A 17,213-nucleotide genomic window follows, 5' to 3' on the forward strand; every position below is an offset into this window, starting at 1 on the left:
AAATTCGGAAGGAGCGCTAAACTACAATAGTGGGTCGATCTCTTTGGCGAAATCTTCAACCGATATTACTCCAGCCAGCTTTTTGCCGTTCACATAAAATGTCGGCGTTGCGTCCAAGCCAAATTCTTCCAAAGCTTGATTACGTGTCTTCTCTAATCCTTTGAAAAGCTCTTGGTTTGTCAAGCAAGCTTCGAATGATTCCTGTGTAAATCCGTTATTTATTGCCACTTGAGCCATCGCAGCCTTGGAATTCTCACTTGTGGCCCAAGAACGCATGGTTTCAAAATATGCGCCGGTTAGCTTGTAATAGTCGGCGGCAGGGTCATCGCAAGCTGCTGTCATGAACACAACGGCGTCCAAAATCGAGCGTGAAAACGGACGCATTGAGAAGCGAACCTTGCCCGTATCGATGAAGGCTTTTTTGAAATCAGGGAAGACTTGCGTATGGAATGTCGCGCAGTGTGGGCAAGTAGGCGATGCATATTCAATGATTGTGACTTTGGCGTTTTCGTCGCCCAACCATTTGTCTTCAAAACCGAGCGGCTTCATCAAATCGCCGGTGCGGGTAATTTCTTCGCCGCCTGATGCGGTGTTGTCTGAATTGACTTGAGTTTGGGCGTTGGCCTCTGTGTTCGCAGGGTTGTCGCAACCCGCAAGCATAAGGGCACCAAAGCTAGCACCAGTCACTAGGGCTGTTCTACGGTTGAATTTCACGTCACCAAACTCCATATTTTTCTTTGTTTTGTGATGTTACATATGTGAAACGTGGCCGCAAGAGGGCAAAATCGCGCCCTCACCTCACTTTGATGTGATTGATTTTATTTTAGCGCTGCAAAATAGAGATTTTAGTGTCGCCATATTTGCGTTGATCAAGCTCAGTTAAACCATCAGGAATGGTGATTTCCGCCGATTTTGCTTCTTCCCAAACTATGATCGCGTCGTCTGCAACCCAACCACCGGCGAGCGCAGCTGCGAGGGCTTTTTCGCCCAAGCCCTGATTGTAAGGAGGATCCAAAAAGACCAGATTGCAGGGTGGAATGCGTTGAACTTGCCCAAGGTCGGTTGCGTCACGGCGCAGCATACGGGCTTGGCCTGCAACACCAAAATCTTGAATATTTTCACGCATCAATGCCCGTGCCTCAACGCCAGTATCAACAAACGTCGCGTGTTCGGCTCCGCGCGAAAGGGCTTCCAAACCCAACGCGCCAGTGCCGGCAAAAAGATCAAGCACACGCACTTTATGAAATGTTGGGCCGAAATGGTTTGCGAGAATATTGAACAAGTTTTCGCGCACCCGATCCGACGTTGGGCGGATCTCGTCCGTTTCTGGACTATGCAGTGATTTGCCGCGAAATTTTCCTGCAACAATGCGCATACATTCAACCTTATATTCGTGTGCTATTTGCGTGTTTTGGGCGGCGCACCGCGACGGTTCGGGTTCGAATTTGCGCTAGCATTTCCCGGGCGGCGACCAGCTGGTTTACCGCCAGTAGGTCGGCCGCTCGCAGGTCTGCTGCCTGTAGGTTTGCCACCTGCCGGTTTGCCGCCTGTGGGGCGCCCACTAGTGGGTCTATTGCCGCCTGATTTGCTTCCGCCTGGTTTGCCACCTGTGCGGGATTTGCCATATCCTCGGCCATCATCACGAGATGCAGAGACGAATGTTTTGCTCTTACCGCTGCGTCCGCGAGTGTCTGAACGATCAGAAGAACTGCCACCGCGAGCGTTTGACGCGCCTTCTCGGGCAGATCCATCTTCTCGGGCTACAAATGCGCCACGGCGATCGTTTGCAGTTCGGTCATCACGACGCGGGCCTCGCGTTTTGGCCGATTGTGGTCGTCCGCCGCGTTCTTCAAATGATTTGTTCTTGCTTGCTGGTTTCGTATCCGAATGGACACGGCCTTCAGGCTCACGGCGCGGTTTCCGGCTGCTGCGGTCATCGTCTTTATTCCGCGAGAACTTGTCGTCTCGCTTACCGAAAGATTTTCCACCTCGACGATCGTCGTCTCGACTACCGCCAAAGCGTTTTGCCTTAAGCTCTTCGCGTTCTTCTTTGGTCAAAGGCGTGTCGATAAATTCAGCGCGCCCATCGTCGAACAACACGCGAGACTTTGGTCCCTCGTCCACGGGTGCTTTTTGTTCGAACTTTTTGCGCACTGGGCGCACCGGGCGATCAACACGGCCATGGGGTTTGCCGCGAACTGGTTTTTGACCACGCTTAGTCGGCGCTTTGCTTTGCACTTGAACGGTGTCGCCTTCAAAATCGACGCCAGCATCCTTAATGATTTTTGCGCTGAGCTGATCTTTGATCACGCGTGCCTTGATCGACTGGATTTCGCCTTCCTTCATCTCATTGAGCTGGAAGGGACCATATGACATGCGGATAAGGCGATTAACGTCGAGCCCCAGTGCCGCCAGCACATTTTTGACTTCGCGGTTTTTGCCCTCTTTGAGCGAAACGATAATCCAAGCGTTAGCGCCCTGCTGGCGCTCCAGCTTGGCTTCGATTGGACCATAGTGAACTTTATCAACGGTGATACCGTCTTTAAGTTCATCCAGTTTCTCTTGGCTGATACGACCATGGGCGCGCACGCGGTAGCGGCGGGTCCATCCGGTTGCTGGCAATTCCAGAACGCGCTTGAGGCCACCTTCATTGGTCAGCAACAACAAGCCTTCTGTGTTGATATCCAATCGGCCGATGGTCAACACACGCGGCAAATCAGCTTTGTCGAACTCTTCAAACACTGTTGGGCGACCATCCGGGTCGCTTTCACTGACCACAAGTCCGGCTGGCTTATAATAGGCCCACATGCGAGTGGGTTCCTTTTTAGCCAACGGATTGCTGTCGATGGAAATGCGATCTTTTTCGGTTACATTGTAAGCTGGCGTTTTAATCACCTTGCCATTGACCGAAATGCGGCCCTCTTCGACCCATGTTTCCGCCATACGACGAGAACAATAGCCAGAACGGGCAATTACCTTGGCGATCCGCTCGCCATCACGCGATTTTTCAGGCGCGCTTTTTTTGTCAGTCGCCATCATTTGGCTCCGAAATGAGAAACTCTGTTGGCGCGGTGTAGCGGTTTGTTAGTTGCCTTGCAATGCCGCACGTATCTCCGCGGGGCACAAAGCGCTGTCTAGAGGCACCAAATCGCCATTTTCAGCCAAACAAATCAAATCGTCGCCGCCAACTTTGGTGAAGTAGCGTTCTGGCGGCAAATAGAGCGGACGATTTTTGCCGCTTGTTCGTGCCTTAGCATAGGCTTCACGCTGTTCGCGGAACCGGCGTGCAATCTCAGCCATTTCTGTTGGCGTGAATGCGCGACCAGATTGCGTCGCAGAATTCAAATCCACAACGCGCGCGCCGCGCAATAGGCGAATTTCGTTTGCGGTGAGTTTTTCTGTGTCCAGCAAAACCTTATCACTATCTTCTGGCAATTCAGCCGAAGCGACTTTGCTGGTTGGAATTGGCAGGAACTTTGCGTCCTTCGGCAACACTAATGGCGCACGCTTGGACTTCACGTCCTTTTTCGCTTCTTTAGGAATAAGGCCAAGGCCTTGCGCGGTGCTGGTCAGCACTTCACGCTCAAATGTTTCGCCATCCTTAAACGCGTTTGTACCTTCAACCGTAGTACATGCAGCCAAAGCCAGAACAGAGATGCACAAGCCAACGATCCGCAATGGACGCCCTGCCGATTTCATCGACCAATTGATTTTTGAAACACTCATGCGTTGCGTCCTTAACTCTAACTCATCGACAAACATTGTTTGATGCTCGTAACTGCCCCACTGCCGCTAAAGGTAGAATGGGGCATTTTTTAGGTTTCACTGCCACGTGACGTAAACATATCCCACACTAAAGCCGCAAGGCCAAGCGCAATTGCTACATCAGCAAGGTTAAAAATATACCAGTTATAGCCAAACGCATGGAACGAAAAGAAATCCGCCACTGCGCCATAAAAAATCCGGTCCATGATGTTGCCAATGGCACCGCCAAGGGTAATCGCCAACCCCCAACGCACCAAATTGGAGGGTGATGTCGCCCACCAATAGGTAAGCCCAGCACATGCCAGCAGCATCATGGCGATTAATCCCCATGCAGGAATGGCTGCAAATAGGCCATATGAGATGCCGGGGTTCCAGACCAAAACATAGTCGAAGAAGGGCGTGACGGTGACATATTCACCCCCCTGCCAGCCCAGCACTTTGATCATGTAAAATTTGTGAACCTGATCGATCAGCGCAGCCAGAACGAAGGCAAAAATCGACTTGTGGGCGAAATTTGCCTTCATGTTGTTATGCTCCAGCCAATTCACGCAATGCTTGTGCATCACGCAAAGTTACATCTGGATAGTCTTTGTCTGTACCAACTTCTGGCAACACTTTCCAAGACCGTTCGCATTTGTTGCCCGTCGCCTTTTTGGGCACCACAGAAACGCCGGGCACTTCATCCAAGCGGAACGCGTCAGCTGGGCCTTCGTTTTGCAGCACATTCACTTGGCTAGTGATGGCGATTTCAGCCGCATCTTGGCCGTGCAACGCCACGTACAAATCAGCATCAGAAATGTAGATGTCTGGTGCAGATTCTAACGATGAACCAATGCGTTTTTCGCGACGCTCAATTTCCAACGCGCCGGTGACAACCCGGCGAACTTTTCTGATCTTTTGCCACTTGGTTTCTAGATCGCCATTCAACCAGCTTGCGGGTACATCAGGGAACTGGCGTTTATGCACAGACGAGCCATCCTCAGGATGACGCTCCAACCAAACCTCTTCCATCGTAAAGGCCATAATTGGGGCCAACCATGCGGTCAGGCAATCATAAAGCGTGTTCAAGACCGTGAGCGAAGATTTGCGTGTTACGCTAGATTTTGGATCACAATAAAGCGCGTCCTTGCGGATATCGAAATAGAATGCCGAGAGGTCCACCGTCATGAAATTAAACAGAGTTGAGAACACCCGTTTAAAGTCATAATTGGTGTAGGCGTCACGCACTTCTTTGTCCAACTGCGCCACCCGGTGCAACATATATTGCTCGAGCTCTGGCATGTCCGCAGCATCAACTTTGTCTGCTTCTTCAAAGTGAGCAAGGCTGCCCAGCAAGAAGCGGAGCGTGTTGCGCATTTTACGGTATGCATCCACAGTTGTTTTGATTGCTTCGTCACCAACGCGGCTGTCTTCAGTGAAGTCAATCGAAGCTGACCAAAGGCGCAAAATGTCGGCGCCATATTGTTTGATGATGTCTTGTGGCGCAACGATATTGCCCAAAGACTTGGACATTTTGCGACCATCTTTGTCCATCGTGAAGCCATTGGTAATCACGGTTTTAAATGGCGGTACGCCCCGGGTACCACATGCTTCTAACAATGAAGATTGGAACCAACCTCGATGTTGGTCGGAACCTTCAAGATAAACGTCAGCGGGCCAAGCATGGTCAGCGCGTTTTTCTAAAACGAAGGCGTGGGTTGAACCACTGTCAAACCATACGTCCAAAATGTCCGTGACCATTTGCCATTCATTGGCGTCATGGTCACTGCCCAAGAAACGAGCGGCTGAGCCGTCTTCAAACCATGCGTCTGCACCTTCTGCTTCAAAAGCTGCAGCAATGCGCTCGTTGACGTTCTCGTCCTTAAGAACTGTGCCGTCTTCTTTGACGAAAACACAGATCGGCACGCCCCAAGTGCGTTGGCGCGAAAGCACCCAATCAGGACGGCCTTCGACCATTTTGCGGAGACGGTTTTGGCCCAATTCAGGCACAAAGCGTGTTTTGTCGACGCCATTGAGTGCACGCGTACGCAATGTGTCGCCTTCACCGCCAATATCGCGATCCATATAGACGAACCATTGCGGCGTATTGCGGAAAATGATCGGTTTCTTAGAGCGCCAAGAATGGGGATATTGGTGCTTCACACGGCCACGGGCAACCATGTTACCGCGTGCGGCAAGCTCGGTGATTACCTCTTGGTTGGCTTTGCCTTTTTTGCCCTTATCATCGATGATCCGCGCGCCCTCAAATCCGGGTGCATCTTTGGTGTAATAACCACCATCATCAACGCAAAATGGAATGCGCGTATCAATGCCACGTGCTTCCAACTGACGTGCATTGTTCATCCAGATTTCAAAGTCATCTCGACCATGGCCCGGCGCTGTATGCACGAAACCAGTTCCGGCTTCATCGGTCACATGATCGCCATCAAGCAATGGCGTTGTATGATTATAAGCGTCCGCATGGCCCGCAAGCGGATGTTCGCATTCGACAGAAGCCAAAACATCTGCTGGCACGTTGGCAATGCGATTGAATGCTTCAACCCGACCTTTTGCAAACACGTCTGCGGCCAGCGCGTCCGCAAGCACCAGTTTTTCACCCACATTGACCCAATTGTCTTCAGGCGCTTCAGTAACTTCGTAGAGGCCATAAGAAATAGAATTCGAATAAGAGATGGCGCGGTTGGTTGGGATGGTCCAAGGGGTCGTTGTCCAAATCACGACCGCCGCATCGAGCAAATGTTCGAGCAAGCCTTCTTGATCATTGGTGCCGCCAGCGGCCTTAACGGGGAACTTCACCCAAATCGCGTCACTTTCGTAATCATGATATTCGATCTCAGCTTCCGCCAAAGCGGTGCGCTCTACCACAGACCACATGACAGGCTTTGAGCCGCGATAAAGCTGACCGGACATCGAGAACTTCATCAATTCGCGCGCGATTTGCGCTTCCGCGTCGTAGCTCATGGTGATGTATGGATCATCCCAATCACCATTTACGCCAAGGCGCTTAAATTCTTCGCGTTGCACGTCCACCCAATTGCCAGCGAACTCTCTGCATTCTTTGCGGAACTCGTTGACCGGCACTTCGTCTTTATTCTTGCCCTTGGCGCGATATTTTTCCTCGATCTTCCACTCGATCGGCAAGCCATGGCAATCCCAACCCGGCGTATAGGCCGCGTTGAAACCTTGCATTTGCATCGAGCGCACAATGATGTCTTTGAGGATTTTGTTTAGCGCGTGGCCGATATGGATGTTGCCATTTGCGTATGGTGGGCCGTCATGCAGCGTGAATTTCTCTTTATCTTTTGAGGCTTCGCGCAGGTCATGATAAAGGTTCATGTCTTCCCAACGCTTTAGCCAACCTGGCTCGCGTTTAGGCAAACCAGCGCGCATTGGAAAGTCAGTTTTGGGCAAATTGAGCGTGTCAGAATAGTCTTTTTTTTCTGCAGGCTGTCCTGCATCGGTAGCATCTTGTTGATCGGTCATTTTGGATCAGATCCGTATTTTGGAAATCGAATTGCTCGCCATCTTGAGGGGGAAACGCCTAAGTAAAGTTGTCTCCAGCAAATCTGTTGGCGAAATTTGAAGTCATCCGACACTTCGTGCTGCGCGTATTTGCGCCAGCTTACGAAGGCCGGCTGGTAATTCGCGGTATGGGATAGAATGCCCCACTAGCTATAGAGCGCAGTTTAATTTGCGCATCTTGATAGCCAAAGCTTTTATTGAACGTGGGGTTCATTTGCCTAAAAACTCTATTTCGGTCACTTCGAATAATGCAAAATGGGCCCATAAGTCAATAAACGCTTACTTATCTCTCTGCAAAATCAAAAGAAACCCAATTCACTATCCAAGGGGCTCAATGCTTTTTCGGTCGCTAGATTTTGCTTGGCATCAATACTATCTTGATCCATCGCCGCGATCAGTTGGTCAACGCCGTCAAAGTTCTTTTCGCCGCGCAAATATTTTGTCATCGCAACTTCAAGTTTGTCGCCGTAAATCTCACCGCTAAAGTCAAAGATGTGGGTTTCAAACAGCGCCTTGCCATTGTCAAACATAGGACGACGACCATAGGCCGCAACCCCGTCATACCGTTTGCCATTATGCAACACCCGAACCGAATAGACCCCGAGTTTCAGCCCTTCAAATGGCGACAGGGAAATGTTTGCGGTTGGATATCCCAATTCGCGACCCCGTTTGTCGCCATGGCTTACTTCGCCGGTGATGAAGAAATGATAGCCCAGCAAGCTGTTGGCCAATGGAACATCGCCAATCCGCAAAGCATCGCGCACACGCGAAGAAGAAATGGGTTTAGCGTGATCGTCCAGCATTTGGCAAATTTTCACTTCAAAGCCGTGTCCGGCACCCGACTTGGCCAAAAAGTCTGGCGTGCCGGCCCGTTTCTTGCCGAAATGGAAATCGGCACCCACCGCAACAGCACTTACGCCAATAGAATCAACCAAGAAGTCGGCCACAAATTCTTCGGCAGTTTTGCCCGCTAAGTCTTTGTTGAATGGTAGCACAATCACGCCGTCAAATCCAAGAGCTTCAACAAGTCGTGCCTTCTGGTCACGCTCGGTCAAGCGGAACATAAATGGCTCTGGGGCGAACACATCACGCGGGTGGGGTTCAAAAGTCAGCACCAGTACTGGTTTGCCCAATGATTTAGCTTTATTCCGGGCGGCCGCAAAAACCGTTTGGTGACCCAAGTGACAGCCGTCGAAATTACCAATTGCAATTACCGCACCGCGCAATTCTGCAGGGAACTGAGAAAGGTCCTCAATAATTGAAAACGCCATAGTTGCGCTGATCCTTTTTGCCTTCACAGGCAGACACTTCAAATGTTGCGCTGCAACCTGCCCTTTTGTGTGAATTTTTGCAAGCACGAGATTTACAGAAGTCGCATCGCCCCACCTATGTAGTTTCACGCAGGGGTTGGTTTACATCCATTTCAGGGCAACCGGATATGATCTGGGGAGTACGTGTTGGAAAAAGGTAATGGGGACCAACCATGGAGTTAAACAAAAACATGCGCATTCTAATCGTTGATGATTATGCAACGATGCTCAGGATTTTGCGCAATCTACTCAAACAACTTGGCTTTGAAGACGTGCATGAGGCCTCTGATGGTCAGGCTGCGTTGAAGCAATTTGAAAACAACATATATGACCTTGTTATTTCAGATTGGAACATGGAGCCAATGACGGGATTTGAATTGTTGCGCTCCGTGCGCTCCAATCCGGAAACGGCCGAAACCAAATTCATCATGATCACCGCCGAAAGCGCAACAGAAAATGTGATCGCGGCGAAGCGTGCTGGCGTTAACAACTACATCATCAAACCTTTCACCTCTGAGATATTGCTTGGCAAAATAGAGGCTGTTTTTCAACAGCAGGTGGCGTAAATGAACCATGTCGCACCTGAAACAGGCACAATCCCGGATCACAATGCGTCGTTGGAAACGGTCGAAGAAAACCCAATTCCGCTGCGCGAAGTCATCGCAATGGCAGAAAAAGTCACCTCTGCCCTGAAACCTCTTGTGCGCAGCCTTGATAAATCGATGTATCGAGAGCTCAAGGAAATGCTTGAATCGATTGAGGAACTGCGCGGTGACTTATCCAAAGTTGGTGCCGACGACATTTTCTCCCGCCGCATTCCAGAGATGGGTCGAGAACTTTCGGCGATTGTTTCGGCGACTGAAGTGGCGACAAACACCATCATGAATATCGCAGAAAAGGTAGTTGCGGCGGACAAGACTGACCCGGCTGAATACACAACTTCCGTCGAACAGCACATGATGGCGATTTTTGAAGCCTGTACGTTTCAAGACTTAACCGGCCAACGCGTCACCAGGGTCATTCAGACCGTGGAAGTGATCGAACAGCGCATTGAGTTATTGTGTCATATGATTGAGAGCAATCAAATTACGACCGTAGCTTCAAAAGTCAGTGAAAGTGAAAAACGCAATAAATCGCGGCTTGTTCGGGGCCCAGCAAACGAAGGCGAAGGCATCAACCAAGAAGCCGTCGACGCCATGTTTTAGCGGCTCAGTTTCCTCACCACTCCAAAAATGGGCTATAGCCCACACTATTGGCGCCTGTCGGGGCCAATAGTTTTTTGATTTTTTCTTCATTTGGTGCGTTCAGCTCGCCCAATTCATGGGCATGAATTGAACCCGAGATGAAGAAAAATCCCGCGCCAATTCTTGCAGCGCCTGTTGCATCCGTTCGCGCACTATCGCCAATCGCAACGATTTTTTGGTCCTTCAGTGCAATGCCGCGCGTCTTAAGCGCCAGCTGGCTGGCTTTTTCATAAATTGGTGGGAACGGTTTTCCGGCCATGATGACATTGCCGCCCACCTCCTCATAGATATCTGCTAACGCGCCGCCGCAATAGATGAGCTGGTCGCCAATTTCGACGAACTTATCCGGGTTGGCGCAGATGAATGGCAAGCCGCGGTTTTTCCAATCTAGAATTTCATCCGAATAATCTTCTGGTGTGCGGCCATATTCCAAATCCGAACACACAATGGCGTCGGCCTGCTCCAGCGGCCCAAATTTGACGTTTATGCCATCAAAAAGGCCATCATCACTTTGCGGCCCAAGTCGATAGATGGTTTTGCCCTGATAAGCGGCGATGAGGTCGCGGGTTACTTCGCCAGAACTCACCAATGCGTCAAAAGCATCCTGGGGCACGCCCATCGCCAGCAGCTCACTTTTGATTTCACCAGACGGCCTTGGGGCATTCGTCACCATGATCACTGCAGCACCAGCGCGGCGGAAATTTTGCAAAGCGGTAACAGCCTTTTGGTGCACTCGTTCACCATTGTGCAAAACGCCCCACACATCGCAAAATGCGACGTTGAACATATCGCCAAGAGCACGTAAGCCGCACCGTTCGATAGACGTTGTCATGTAAATAGAGCCTTTATCAGAATTACCGTGCGGCGCGTCGATTGGATTTCTTTTCGCCTGTTAGATCGGGACGAACCGGCGATGCAGCCGCAATATGACTGCCTTGCGCCAAAGGAATTCTGTCGTCCAACAATTCCAGAACTTCGTCCTCATTGGTGACATTGCCCATGATCAGCCCAATATCAAACCGTTCAATATAGTCTGCCAAGTCGGCCCGGTGGAAATCAGTGTAATTGAGCGGATCTTCAACAAATCTGGCCGCATCTGCTTTAACGTACCGCACGCCACGATCAGACAATTGTTGGAAACTCAAACGCAGAGAACGCACATTTTCAAGGCAGATGCCGGCGCCGTTCTTCACCAGTCCCGCAAGGGATTGCCGTTGTGAACTGCTCAATGATTCATACAATGCCTCTGGCATCTGCAAAATTAGGCTCGCCGCAACCGCTCGATTTGATAGCAGAATTGAGCTTATGCTCTCGCACGCCACTTTGTCGCCCAGCAGCGCGCTAGACGTTGGCACAAATAATGTTGTCGGCTCGCCGGTAATGTTTGCCCGATGAACGATATTGGTGGCTTGGCGCAGGAGGAATTGCTCCAGCTCTGAAATTGTGCCGGTTTGATCTTCATGATGTAGGAAATCTTCTGCATCGTGCAGAACACCGTCATCCGTATAGAGCTTTGGCATCAACTCGTAGCCGAGGGTGCGACGTTGGGGCAAGGTCACAATCGGCTGCAAATATTGCTCAATCTGATTGTTCGCTAGCGCTTTCTGAACTGTTTCAATCGAAACAACAGGTTGGGTGCCTTGAACAATTTCAAACCCACCGCTTTCCGCTTCGTCGGGACCAGCCGCCGCCATCGGGGCTACATTTTGGGGTTGAGCCTGCGCGGTGCTATTTTGTAATTCTTCCATTTCGGCAACCGCTTCAGCCAGTTGACGCACCACGGTGCCTAGAACAGAAACATCCGCTTCCAAATTGTCAGACCGGTCTTTCATGTTCAGGCTAGAAAGAAAAGCAACTTGGTCGCTCACGAGTTCATTCGTTTTGGCAATTGTTGAGAGTTGTCGCGCGATTTCTTCGGTTTGTTGGGCCAAATAGGTCTCTGTGCGGCGACGAAACAGCGCCTCAACCAGCACAAAACTGGCCAGAAACGCGACGATCGTGACCAAAAAAGCCTCGATAAGCGTAAAGCCCAAAGCAAAATAGGCTGTAATGCCAATGCTTAGGCATGCAACTGCCACAAAAAACAAAACGATCGCACGCAAGACTGTTCATTCCCTTATCAACGAGAATCCGTTGATTACACTCTTAGCATCTCCGACGTGAGGTTCAAAGAGCCCCAATGATGAGATGTGAATAAGCCGAATTGCGAAATATTTTCGATTATGGGTCACTTGCACACACTTTGTTTACCCTATTTGGCGGATATTGGGACAAGCAAGAATGCTAATTGAAGACCCAGAATCGGGAGAAGTGCCATAATGCCTGTTGCAAATGGCTTGTCATGTCCTACCCAAGTGCTTGTTGTCGACCGAGACAATAGCGTTGCTCAAAGCTGCGGTGCACACCTTTCCAAGGAATGGGGAGAAGATGCGACTTGTGCGCATGTGGTCGATGGACGCTCCGCTCTTAGCGCTTTGAAATCCGCCAGTTTCGACATTGTTATCTGCGATTTCTCATCTATTTCCGATTTAGATCAAAATACAGAGGCCGCTCTTTTGCGCCTGACCAGCCAAGCACCAAGTTCGCTTGTGCTCGCGCTTTCTGATGGCGGCTCGGTTTCGATGGCTGTTGCAGCCATGCGCTCCGGCGCGCACGATTATTTTGCAAAGCCCGTTTCTGCCACCATGCTGTTTGAGCGTTTGGAAGAACTTTCCGTGCGCCACGGCAAGCGACGTCAATTCGCCCAGCCAAAATCAAATGATGAAGTTTTGGACTTTGAAGGCTTTGTTGGTGCGTCTGCTCAGATGCAAGTCATTTACGAACAGATTGGCCGAATTGCCCCATCCAGCGCACCTGTATTCATTACAGGTGAAAGCGGCACGGGTAAGGAAGTTTGCGCGGAAGCCCTTCACGCGCGTTCACCTCGTGCAGCAGGCAGATTTGTCGCCATCAATTGCGGCGCGATCCCTCGCGACCTGATGGAAACGGAGTTGTTTGGCGTTGTAAAAGGCGCGTTCACCGGTGCGATGGAAGACCGTGAAGGTGCCGCTGAACTTGCAAGCAATGGCACACTCTTCCTCGACGAAATTGGCGAACTGGATTTAAGTTTGCAGGCAAAACTATTGCGCTTTTTGCAAACCGGATCGATCAACCGGGTTGGCGAAGCCATGCCGCGTGAGTTGGATGTGCGCATCATTTGCGCCACCAACCGCAACCCCATGCAATTGATCGCGGATAAGCAATTCCGCGAAGATCTGTTTTATCGCCTGCACGTCTTGCCAATCCATTTGCCGCCGCTACGTCAGCGCCCGGCCGACATTATGCCGATTGCAGAAAACTTCTTGCGCATTTACGCCAAAGAAGAGGGCAAAAACTTTCTTGGATTTGATCGGGATACCGCTGACCAGTTTATGGCCCGCGAATGGCCGGGCAATGTGCGCCAAATACAGAACCTTATCCGCCGGATCGTTGTTATGCATGATGGCGAATTGGTGACATCGCGCATGTCTCGCCTTGCGGACGTTGAAGCCAATGCTGGTCCGGTCACAGCCCCAGCACCCGTGCCAAACACCCATATTCCAAACCGTCACGCCCAGAGTGCGGTCGCGCAAATGCAGCCATTGTGGCGGCAAGAGCAAAAAATCATCGAGGATGCTTTGGCCGCATTTGGCGGCAATATTTCGCAAGCCGCAGCTGCGCTCGAAATAAGTCCATCGACGATTTACCGGAAAAAACAGTCTTGGGAAAAGCTTGAAGCACAAGAACGCAACGCCGCTTAGTTTTTATGTCCTTTGAAATAGTATATTCATTTGCCCCAGCCACTTCGGCCGACTTGGAGCGCCTGATTGCGCTTCGGCTTGACGCGATGCGTCCGAGTTTGGAACATTTGGGTCGGTTTGACCCCGAGCGTGTACGACAACGCTTCATCAACGAATATCAGCCTGAATGCACAACGCTGGTGCTCGACGGCGATGAGCTGGTTGGCTGCTATGCTGTTATGCCCAAAGATGACGGGCTTTATCTAGGCCATTTGTATGTTCAGCCGCGATTTCAGGGCCATGGCGTTGGGCGCTTGATGATGGACAAAGTGATTGAACATGCGAACGCATTACAAAAAGACCTGACCCTAATGGTGCTTAATGAAAGCCCCGCACAGGATTTTTACTTGCGCAATGGCTTTGAGATTACCAGTTCGGATGCGCTCGATACTTACATGCTTCGCGCGTATCGGGCTTAGTCGCTAAACACCACAGACAGTTTGTCAAAGCGAATATCTACCCCGCTCCTGCTTTCAAGTCGAAGCTGCGATTTGCGCATCCCAACACCCCAATTGCGTTCGGGCTCAAACTCAAACTCTTGCTTCCAGCCCGTCAGCGAAATTGTACCTACCAAAGCGTCATCCAACCACAAGTCGACGATTTCAAGGGTTGAGGCCGGGTCACGTTCTATTGTGCCAGACAATTTTGCCACCTGCGTGCGTGGCAACAATGTCAGTTCAACTCTAGAACTGCCAAGACCATGCCATTCTCGTTCAGCCAACAGGTTTTGCGCTTTGAATATGCGGACGGGCCGCATCGCGGGAAACCCATTGCGCATGATGTCCACTTCGCCGACACGTTCCACCGTCTCAAACACATTTGAGAGATTGGCGATTATCTTTTCATCAGAATGCCAAATGGCGGCGATATAGGCGTCAGACCCGGCATGCTCCAGCAAGTCAATGTTAAACGCGGTATTGCGTGGGTCATCCGCCAAACATGCCAGAGGCTTGCGGCCACGTACAACATTGTCGATTTGACCACATTCAATCCAGAAATAACCCGCAATAAACGTGTTTTCAGCGTCAAAAACACCTTCATTTTCAAAATATTGTTCAAGTTCGTGCCAACGCCACGCACCGCCAGTAGGGTCCTCGCCTTGCGGGAAATAGTCCCTCGCCCACCCAGTCATCGCATGGGTTATCAATACGCTCATCACCAATGCGCTCAGAAGAGCACCAATCGCAAACCATGCGACAACAATGGTACGAAACCTGTTAAACGCGATGGCGGTAGTTGCGCCCAATATGGGAAACAACATCATATAGCCCGGCGCTTGCCAGTGAAAATGGAATTGGGCATCTGACCATGCGGCAACTGCTGTGAAAAAGAGTATGGGGCCGTGGGCCAACATGAGAAAGAAAAAGCTCATCCCAACGGGTGTGTCAGCAGGGTAAATGCCCGAAGAACCTTTGAACAAAGCGCGCAACCCAACCCAAAGTGCAGGCAATGCAATCCAGGGGGTAATGTAAATCAGCTGGCCGCCAATCATGCGCAAAAGCCAATCAAGGTGGAACGCTTCCCCAAAGGCGCGACTGCCTTGAAATACAAATGATGCCATGTCGTTTTGCATGTTCCAAATGAGAACGGGCAGCGAGATGACCGCTGCTATCAACACGGCCAAATAGGGACCGGGGTGGAACAGCCATTTGCGGGCATCTTTGTTGATCAGAATAAACAGCCCGGTACCATAGACCAAAAACACCGCGTGATATTTGGTCATGAAGGTTATGCCGACCCAGAAGCCCACCCAAATCCAGCTGCGAAGTGGGGTGCGCTTTTCAGGGCCGAAGAAAATGTCCATCAATAGCCAAACCACGATGAGCCAAGTCAGCGTTAGAGGAGACTCTGGTTGCATCCAGGACCCAATGGATAGCGTGAACAATATGGGGATATTGGCGATGATGGCGGTGAACAGTCCCGCACGTTCGGAATGCAACCGTGCGCCAATGCGATAAAACAGCCATGTCGCACCTGAAAACATCAGGATGAACGGTAGGCGAAGAAGCCATGGCGCTTCACTTCCGGTAAGTGTTTTCGTCAGCCAAATGACCCAAATGAAAATTGGCGGTTGATCAAAATATCCCAGATGAAGCTGGCGGGCAGAGCTCAAATAATAGGCTTCACCAATCACAAGATCAATCGACCACGCACCCCACAAACGATAGAGCGCAGTAATCGCGACTAGCCAGAAGATGGCCGTGCGAATTTGCCCTTTAGGGGGCGCAAGACTATGGCGCAGTTGCAGGCCTTGCCCGTTCATTAGCTGACGCGCCACGTAAAGATGCGCGTCATCGCGTAGTTGAACACCATCGAAATGATGATGCCAGCGATCGCCGCCAGATAGAACAGAGAGTTCTGTTCATAAATAAAGGTCGAAATAGACACGTTCGCAATCGCTGGAAAAGCACAAACTGCAATAAAGCTAAGTAGCCCTTGCCAGTATTTGAGGCCACGCAGACGCTGATTGGCGTAGGTCAGTATGTTGTTGAGATGGAAATTTGATATCATCGCAACCAACGTTGCCAGCAATTGCGCATTTGTGAAGTTAAACGCCATTCGCTCAGAAGCAAACGTAAGCGTCGCCAAATGCACGATCACGCCAAATGCGCCGACAGCGGCAAATAGAATGAAGCTGACGGGCAGCAAACCACCGACCATTTTGGATATAGCAAGGCCCAAGAACTGGGCGGCAACCAATGGGCTCATCTTGCTCTCGCCATCATGACGCGCACGGAACTTAAATCCAACTTCGCCAATATCAAACGGCTTGCCAATATTCCGGGCGGTTGCGATGATATCGAGCAGGATTTTAAATCCTTCGCTGGAAAGCTTAGGCATAACCTGGTCAAACCGTTCGCGCTTAAGCATGAAGAAGCCGGTCATCGGGTCTGAAATTTTGGTGCCCGTGATCAGGTTTGCGATCCAATTGGCAACATTTGATCCCATTTCGCGGAATTTGCTGAGGCCCTCTTCAGCGGTTTGCCCACCATAAAAGCGCGACGCCAAAACAAGGTCTTTGCCTGCGTTGACCATTTCGAACATTTTGGGCAGAACGGTTTCATCATGCTGCAGGTCGCCGTCCATCACCGCAACGATAGGCGCAGAACTTGACGCCATGCCTTCAATACACGCGGACGACAATCCACGACGCCCGACCCGCTTAATGCAATGAACGTAGGGTTTTGACTGCCCCAGCTCTTTTACGATCTCAGCTGTGCCATCTGGGCTATTGTCATCAACAAACGTGATTTCCCAGTCAATATCAACCAGCACATTTTCCAGTTTTTCAACCAGCACAGCAACATTGCCCGCTTCGTTAAAAGTAGGCACCACCAAGGACAGTTGTGGTGCGCCGCTTTTGGGGTTTTGATCGGCTTCAGGTTTTGTTTTGAGATCCATTACATTCTCTCGTCGCGTTGTTGCGCGACTTATCTCTGATCAGTGTTGGGCGAAGGCTTACGCAACTGGGCACAAAAAGGCAAATGTTCAAGTTAAATGAAATCTATTTTGACTATTTGTCCCCGCTCTTGCGGCAGCTCCCTCAGCAGAAT

General features: G+C 50.7%; 15 protein-coding genes. 4 read left to right on the forward strand and 11 right to left on the reverse strand.

Going from position 1 to position 17,213, the window contains the following annotated elements:
- Positions 1 to 21 precede the first annotated feature (21 nt).
- The 7 genes from AC2D8L_RS08575 to AC2D8L_RS08605 form a co-directional block, all read right to left on the reverse strand.
- Positions 22 to 714 carry a thioredoxin domain-containing protein gene (locus AC2D8L_RS08575; protein WP_484685026.1) on the reverse strand — a complete coding sequence of 231 codons (693 nt, stop codon included), beginning with the start codon at positions 712 to 714 and terminating at the stop codon, positions 22 to 24.
- Positions 715 to 823: 109 nt separating this feature from the next.
- Positions 824 to 1,375 carry a 16S rRNA (guanine(966)-N(2))-methyltransferase RsmD gene (rsmD, locus tag AC2D8L_RS08580; RefSeq protein WP_484685027.1) on the reverse strand — a complete coding sequence of 184 codons (552 nt, stop codon included), beginning with the start codon at positions 1,373 to 1,375 and terminating at the stop codon, positions 824 to 826.
- Positions 1,376 to 1,398: 23 nt separating this feature from the next.
- Positions 1,399 to 3,036: a pseudouridine synthase gene (locus tag AC2D8L_RS08585; RefSeq protein ID WP_484685028.1), complete on the reverse strand. Its 1,638-nt coding sequence runs from the start codon at positions 3,034 to 3,036 to the stop codon at positions 1,399 to 1,401.
- A 48-nt stretch (positions 3,037 to 3,084) separates the two neighbouring features.
- Positions 3,085 to 3,726, reverse strand: coding sequence for a hypothetical protein (locus AC2D8L_RS08590; RefSeq protein ID WP_484685029.1), 642 nt, complete (start codon positions 3,724 to 3,726; stop codon positions 3,085 to 3,087).
- 89 nt (positions 3,727 to 3,815) lie between these two features.
- A complete protein-coding gene (gene lspA / locus AC2D8L_RS08595) occupies positions 3,816 to 4,289 on the reverse strand; it encodes a signal peptidase II (RefSeq protein WP_484685030.1) in 474 nt (157 codons plus the stop codon).
- 4 nt (positions 4,290 to 4,293) lie between these two features.
- Positions 4,294 to 7,248 (reverse strand): isoleucine--tRNA ligase, encoded by a 2,955-nt coding sequence (gene ileS / locus AC2D8L_RS08600; RefSeq protein WP_484685031.1) that lies wholly within the window; start codon positions 7,246 to 7,248, stop codon positions 4,294 to 4,296.
- A 338-nt stretch (positions 7,249 to 7,586) separates the two neighbouring features.
- Positions 7,587 to 8,558: a bifunctional riboflavin kinase/FAD synthetase gene (locus AC2D8L_RS08605; RefSeq protein WP_484685032.1), complete on the reverse strand. Its 972-nt coding sequence runs from the start codon at positions 8,556 to 8,558 to the stop codon at positions 7,587 to 7,589.
- A gap of 212 nt (positions 8,559 to 8,770) precedes the next feature.
- Here AC2D8L_RS08605 and AC2D8L_RS08610 point away from each other — a divergent pair, with 212 nt between their 5' ends.
- Complete coding sequence (locus AC2D8L_RS08610; RefSeq protein ID WP_484685033.1) at positions 8,771 to 9,163, forward strand: response regulator; 393 nt, start codon at positions 8,771 to 8,773, stop codon at positions 9,161 to 9,163.
- Complete coding sequence (locus tag AC2D8L_RS08615) at positions 9,164 to 9,802, forward strand: protein phosphatase CheZ (protein WP_484685034.1); 639 nt, start codon at positions 9,164 to 9,166, stop codon at positions 9,800 to 9,802. It begins immediately after the preceding gene.
- Between the two features lie 13 nt (positions 9,803 to 9,815).
- On the opposite strand, the gene AC2D8L_RS08620 is transcribed toward AC2D8L_RS08615, so the two are convergent.
- Both AC2D8L_RS08620 and AC2D8L_RS08625 read right to left on the reverse strand, forming a co-directional pair.
- Positions 9,816 to 10,673, reverse strand: a complete 858-nt coding sequence (locus AC2D8L_RS08620; RefSeq protein WP_484685035.1) for a TIGR01459 family HAD-type hydrolase — start codon at positions 10,671 to 10,673, stop codon at positions 9,816 to 9,818.
- A gap of 22 nt (positions 10,674 to 10,695) precedes the next feature.
- The gene (locus AC2D8L_RS08625; RefSeq protein WP_484685036.1) at positions 10,696 to 11,943 is read right to left on the reverse strand and encodes an EAL domain-containing protein; all 1,248 of its coding nucleotides are present in this window, start codon (positions 11,941 to 11,943) and stop codon (positions 10,696 to 10,698) included.
- A 216-nt stretch (positions 11,944 to 12,159) separates the two neighbouring features.
- Here AC2D8L_RS08625 and AC2D8L_RS08630 point away from each other — a divergent pair, with 216 nt between their 5' ends.
- Together AC2D8L_RS08630 and AC2D8L_RS08635 are read left to right on the forward strand one after the other, a co-directional pair.
- On the forward strand, positions 12,160 to 13,620 hold the full coding sequence (locus AC2D8L_RS08630; RefSeq protein WP_484685037.1) for a sigma-54-dependent transcriptional regulator: 1,461 nt from the start codon (positions 12,160 to 12,162) through the stop codon (positions 13,618 to 13,620).
- 5 nt (positions 13,621 to 13,625) lie between these two features.
- Positions 13,626 to 14,078 carry a GNAT family N-acetyltransferase gene (locus AC2D8L_RS08635; protein ID WP_484685038.1) on the forward strand — a complete coding sequence of 151 codons (453 nt, stop codon included), beginning with the start codon at positions 13,626 to 13,628 and terminating at the stop codon, positions 14,076 to 14,078.
- Here the strand turns inward: AC2D8L_RS08635 and AC2D8L_RS08640 are convergent.
- The gene (locus tag AC2D8L_RS08640; RefSeq protein ID WP_484685039.1) at positions 14,075 to 15,922 is read right to left on the reverse strand and encodes an ArnT family glycosyltransferase; all 1,848 of its coding nucleotides are present in this window, start codon (positions 15,920 to 15,922) and stop codon (positions 14,075 to 14,077) included. The genes AC2D8L_RS08635 and AC2D8L_RS08640 overlap by 4 nt on opposite strands.
- Positions 15,922 to 17,061 (reverse strand): glycosyltransferase, encoded by a 1,140-nt coding sequence (locus AC2D8L_RS08645; protein WP_484685040.1) that lies wholly within the window; start codon positions 17,059 to 17,061, stop codon positions 15,922 to 15,924. Before AC2D8L_RS08645 ends, AC2D8L_RS08640 begins: the two co-directional genes overlap by 1 nt.
- Positions 17,062 to 17,213 lie beyond the last annotated feature (152 nt).

The sequence above is a fragment of the Maritalea sp. YIW29 genome, assembly GCF_057219265.1.

What these genes read in the sequence shown, in the direction of transcription:
- rsmD (WP_484685027.1), bottom strand. Translation starts at nt 1,375, where the DNA reads ATGCGCATTGTTGCAGGAAAATTTCGCGGCAAATCACTGCATAGTCCA.
- AC2D8L_RS08585 (WP_484685028.1), bottom strand. Translation starts at nt 3,036, where the DNA reads ATGGCGACTGACAAAAAAAGCGCGCCTGAAAAATCGCGTGATGGCGAG.
- AC2D8L_RS08590 (WP_484685029.1), bottom strand. Translation starts at nt 3,726, where the DNA reads ATGAGTGTTTCAAAAATCAATTGGTCGATGAAATCGGCAGGGCGTCCA.
- lspA (WP_484685030.1), bottom strand. Translation starts at nt 4,289, where the DNA reads ATGAAGGCAAATTTCGCCCACAAGTCGATTTTTGCCTTCGTTCTGGCT.
- ileS (WP_484685031.1), bottom strand. Translation starts at nt 7,248, where the DNA reads ATGACCGATCAACAAGATGCTACCGATGCAGGACAGCCTGCAGAAAAA.
- AC2D8L_RS08605 (WP_484685032.1), bottom strand. Translation starts at nt 8,558, where the DNA reads ATGGCGTTTTCAATTATTGAGGACCTTTCTCAGTTCCCTGCAGAATTG.
- AC2D8L_RS08610 (WP_484685033.1), top strand. Translation starts at nt 8,771, where the DNA reads ATGGAGTTAAACAAAAACATGCGCATTCTAATCGTTGATGATTATGCA.
- AC2D8L_RS08615 (WP_484685034.1), top strand. Translation starts at nt 9,164, where the DNA reads ATGAACCATGTCGCACCTGAAACAGGCACAATCCCGGATCACAATGCG.
- AC2D8L_RS08620 (WP_484685035.1), bottom strand. Translation starts at nt 10,673, where the DNA reads ATGACAACGTCTATCGAACGGTGCGGCTTACGTGCTCTTGGCGATATG.
- AC2D8L_RS08630 (WP_484685037.1), top strand. Translation starts at nt 12,160, where the DNA reads ATGCCTGTTGCAAATGGCTTGTCATGTCCTACCCAAGTGCTTGTTGTC.
- AC2D8L_RS08635 (WP_484685038.1), top strand. Translation starts at nt 13,626, where the DNA reads ATGTCCTTTGAAATAGTATATTCATTTGCCCCAGCCACTTCGGCCGAC.
- AC2D8L_RS08640 (WP_484685039.1), bottom strand. Translation starts at nt 15,922, where the DNA reads ATGAACGGGCAAGGCCTGCAACTGCGCCATAGTCTTGCGCCCCCTAAA.
- AC2D8L_RS08645 (WP_484685040.1), bottom strand. Translation starts at nt 17,061, where the DNA reads ATGGATCTCAAAACAAAACCTGAAGCCGATCAAAACCCCAAAAGCGGC.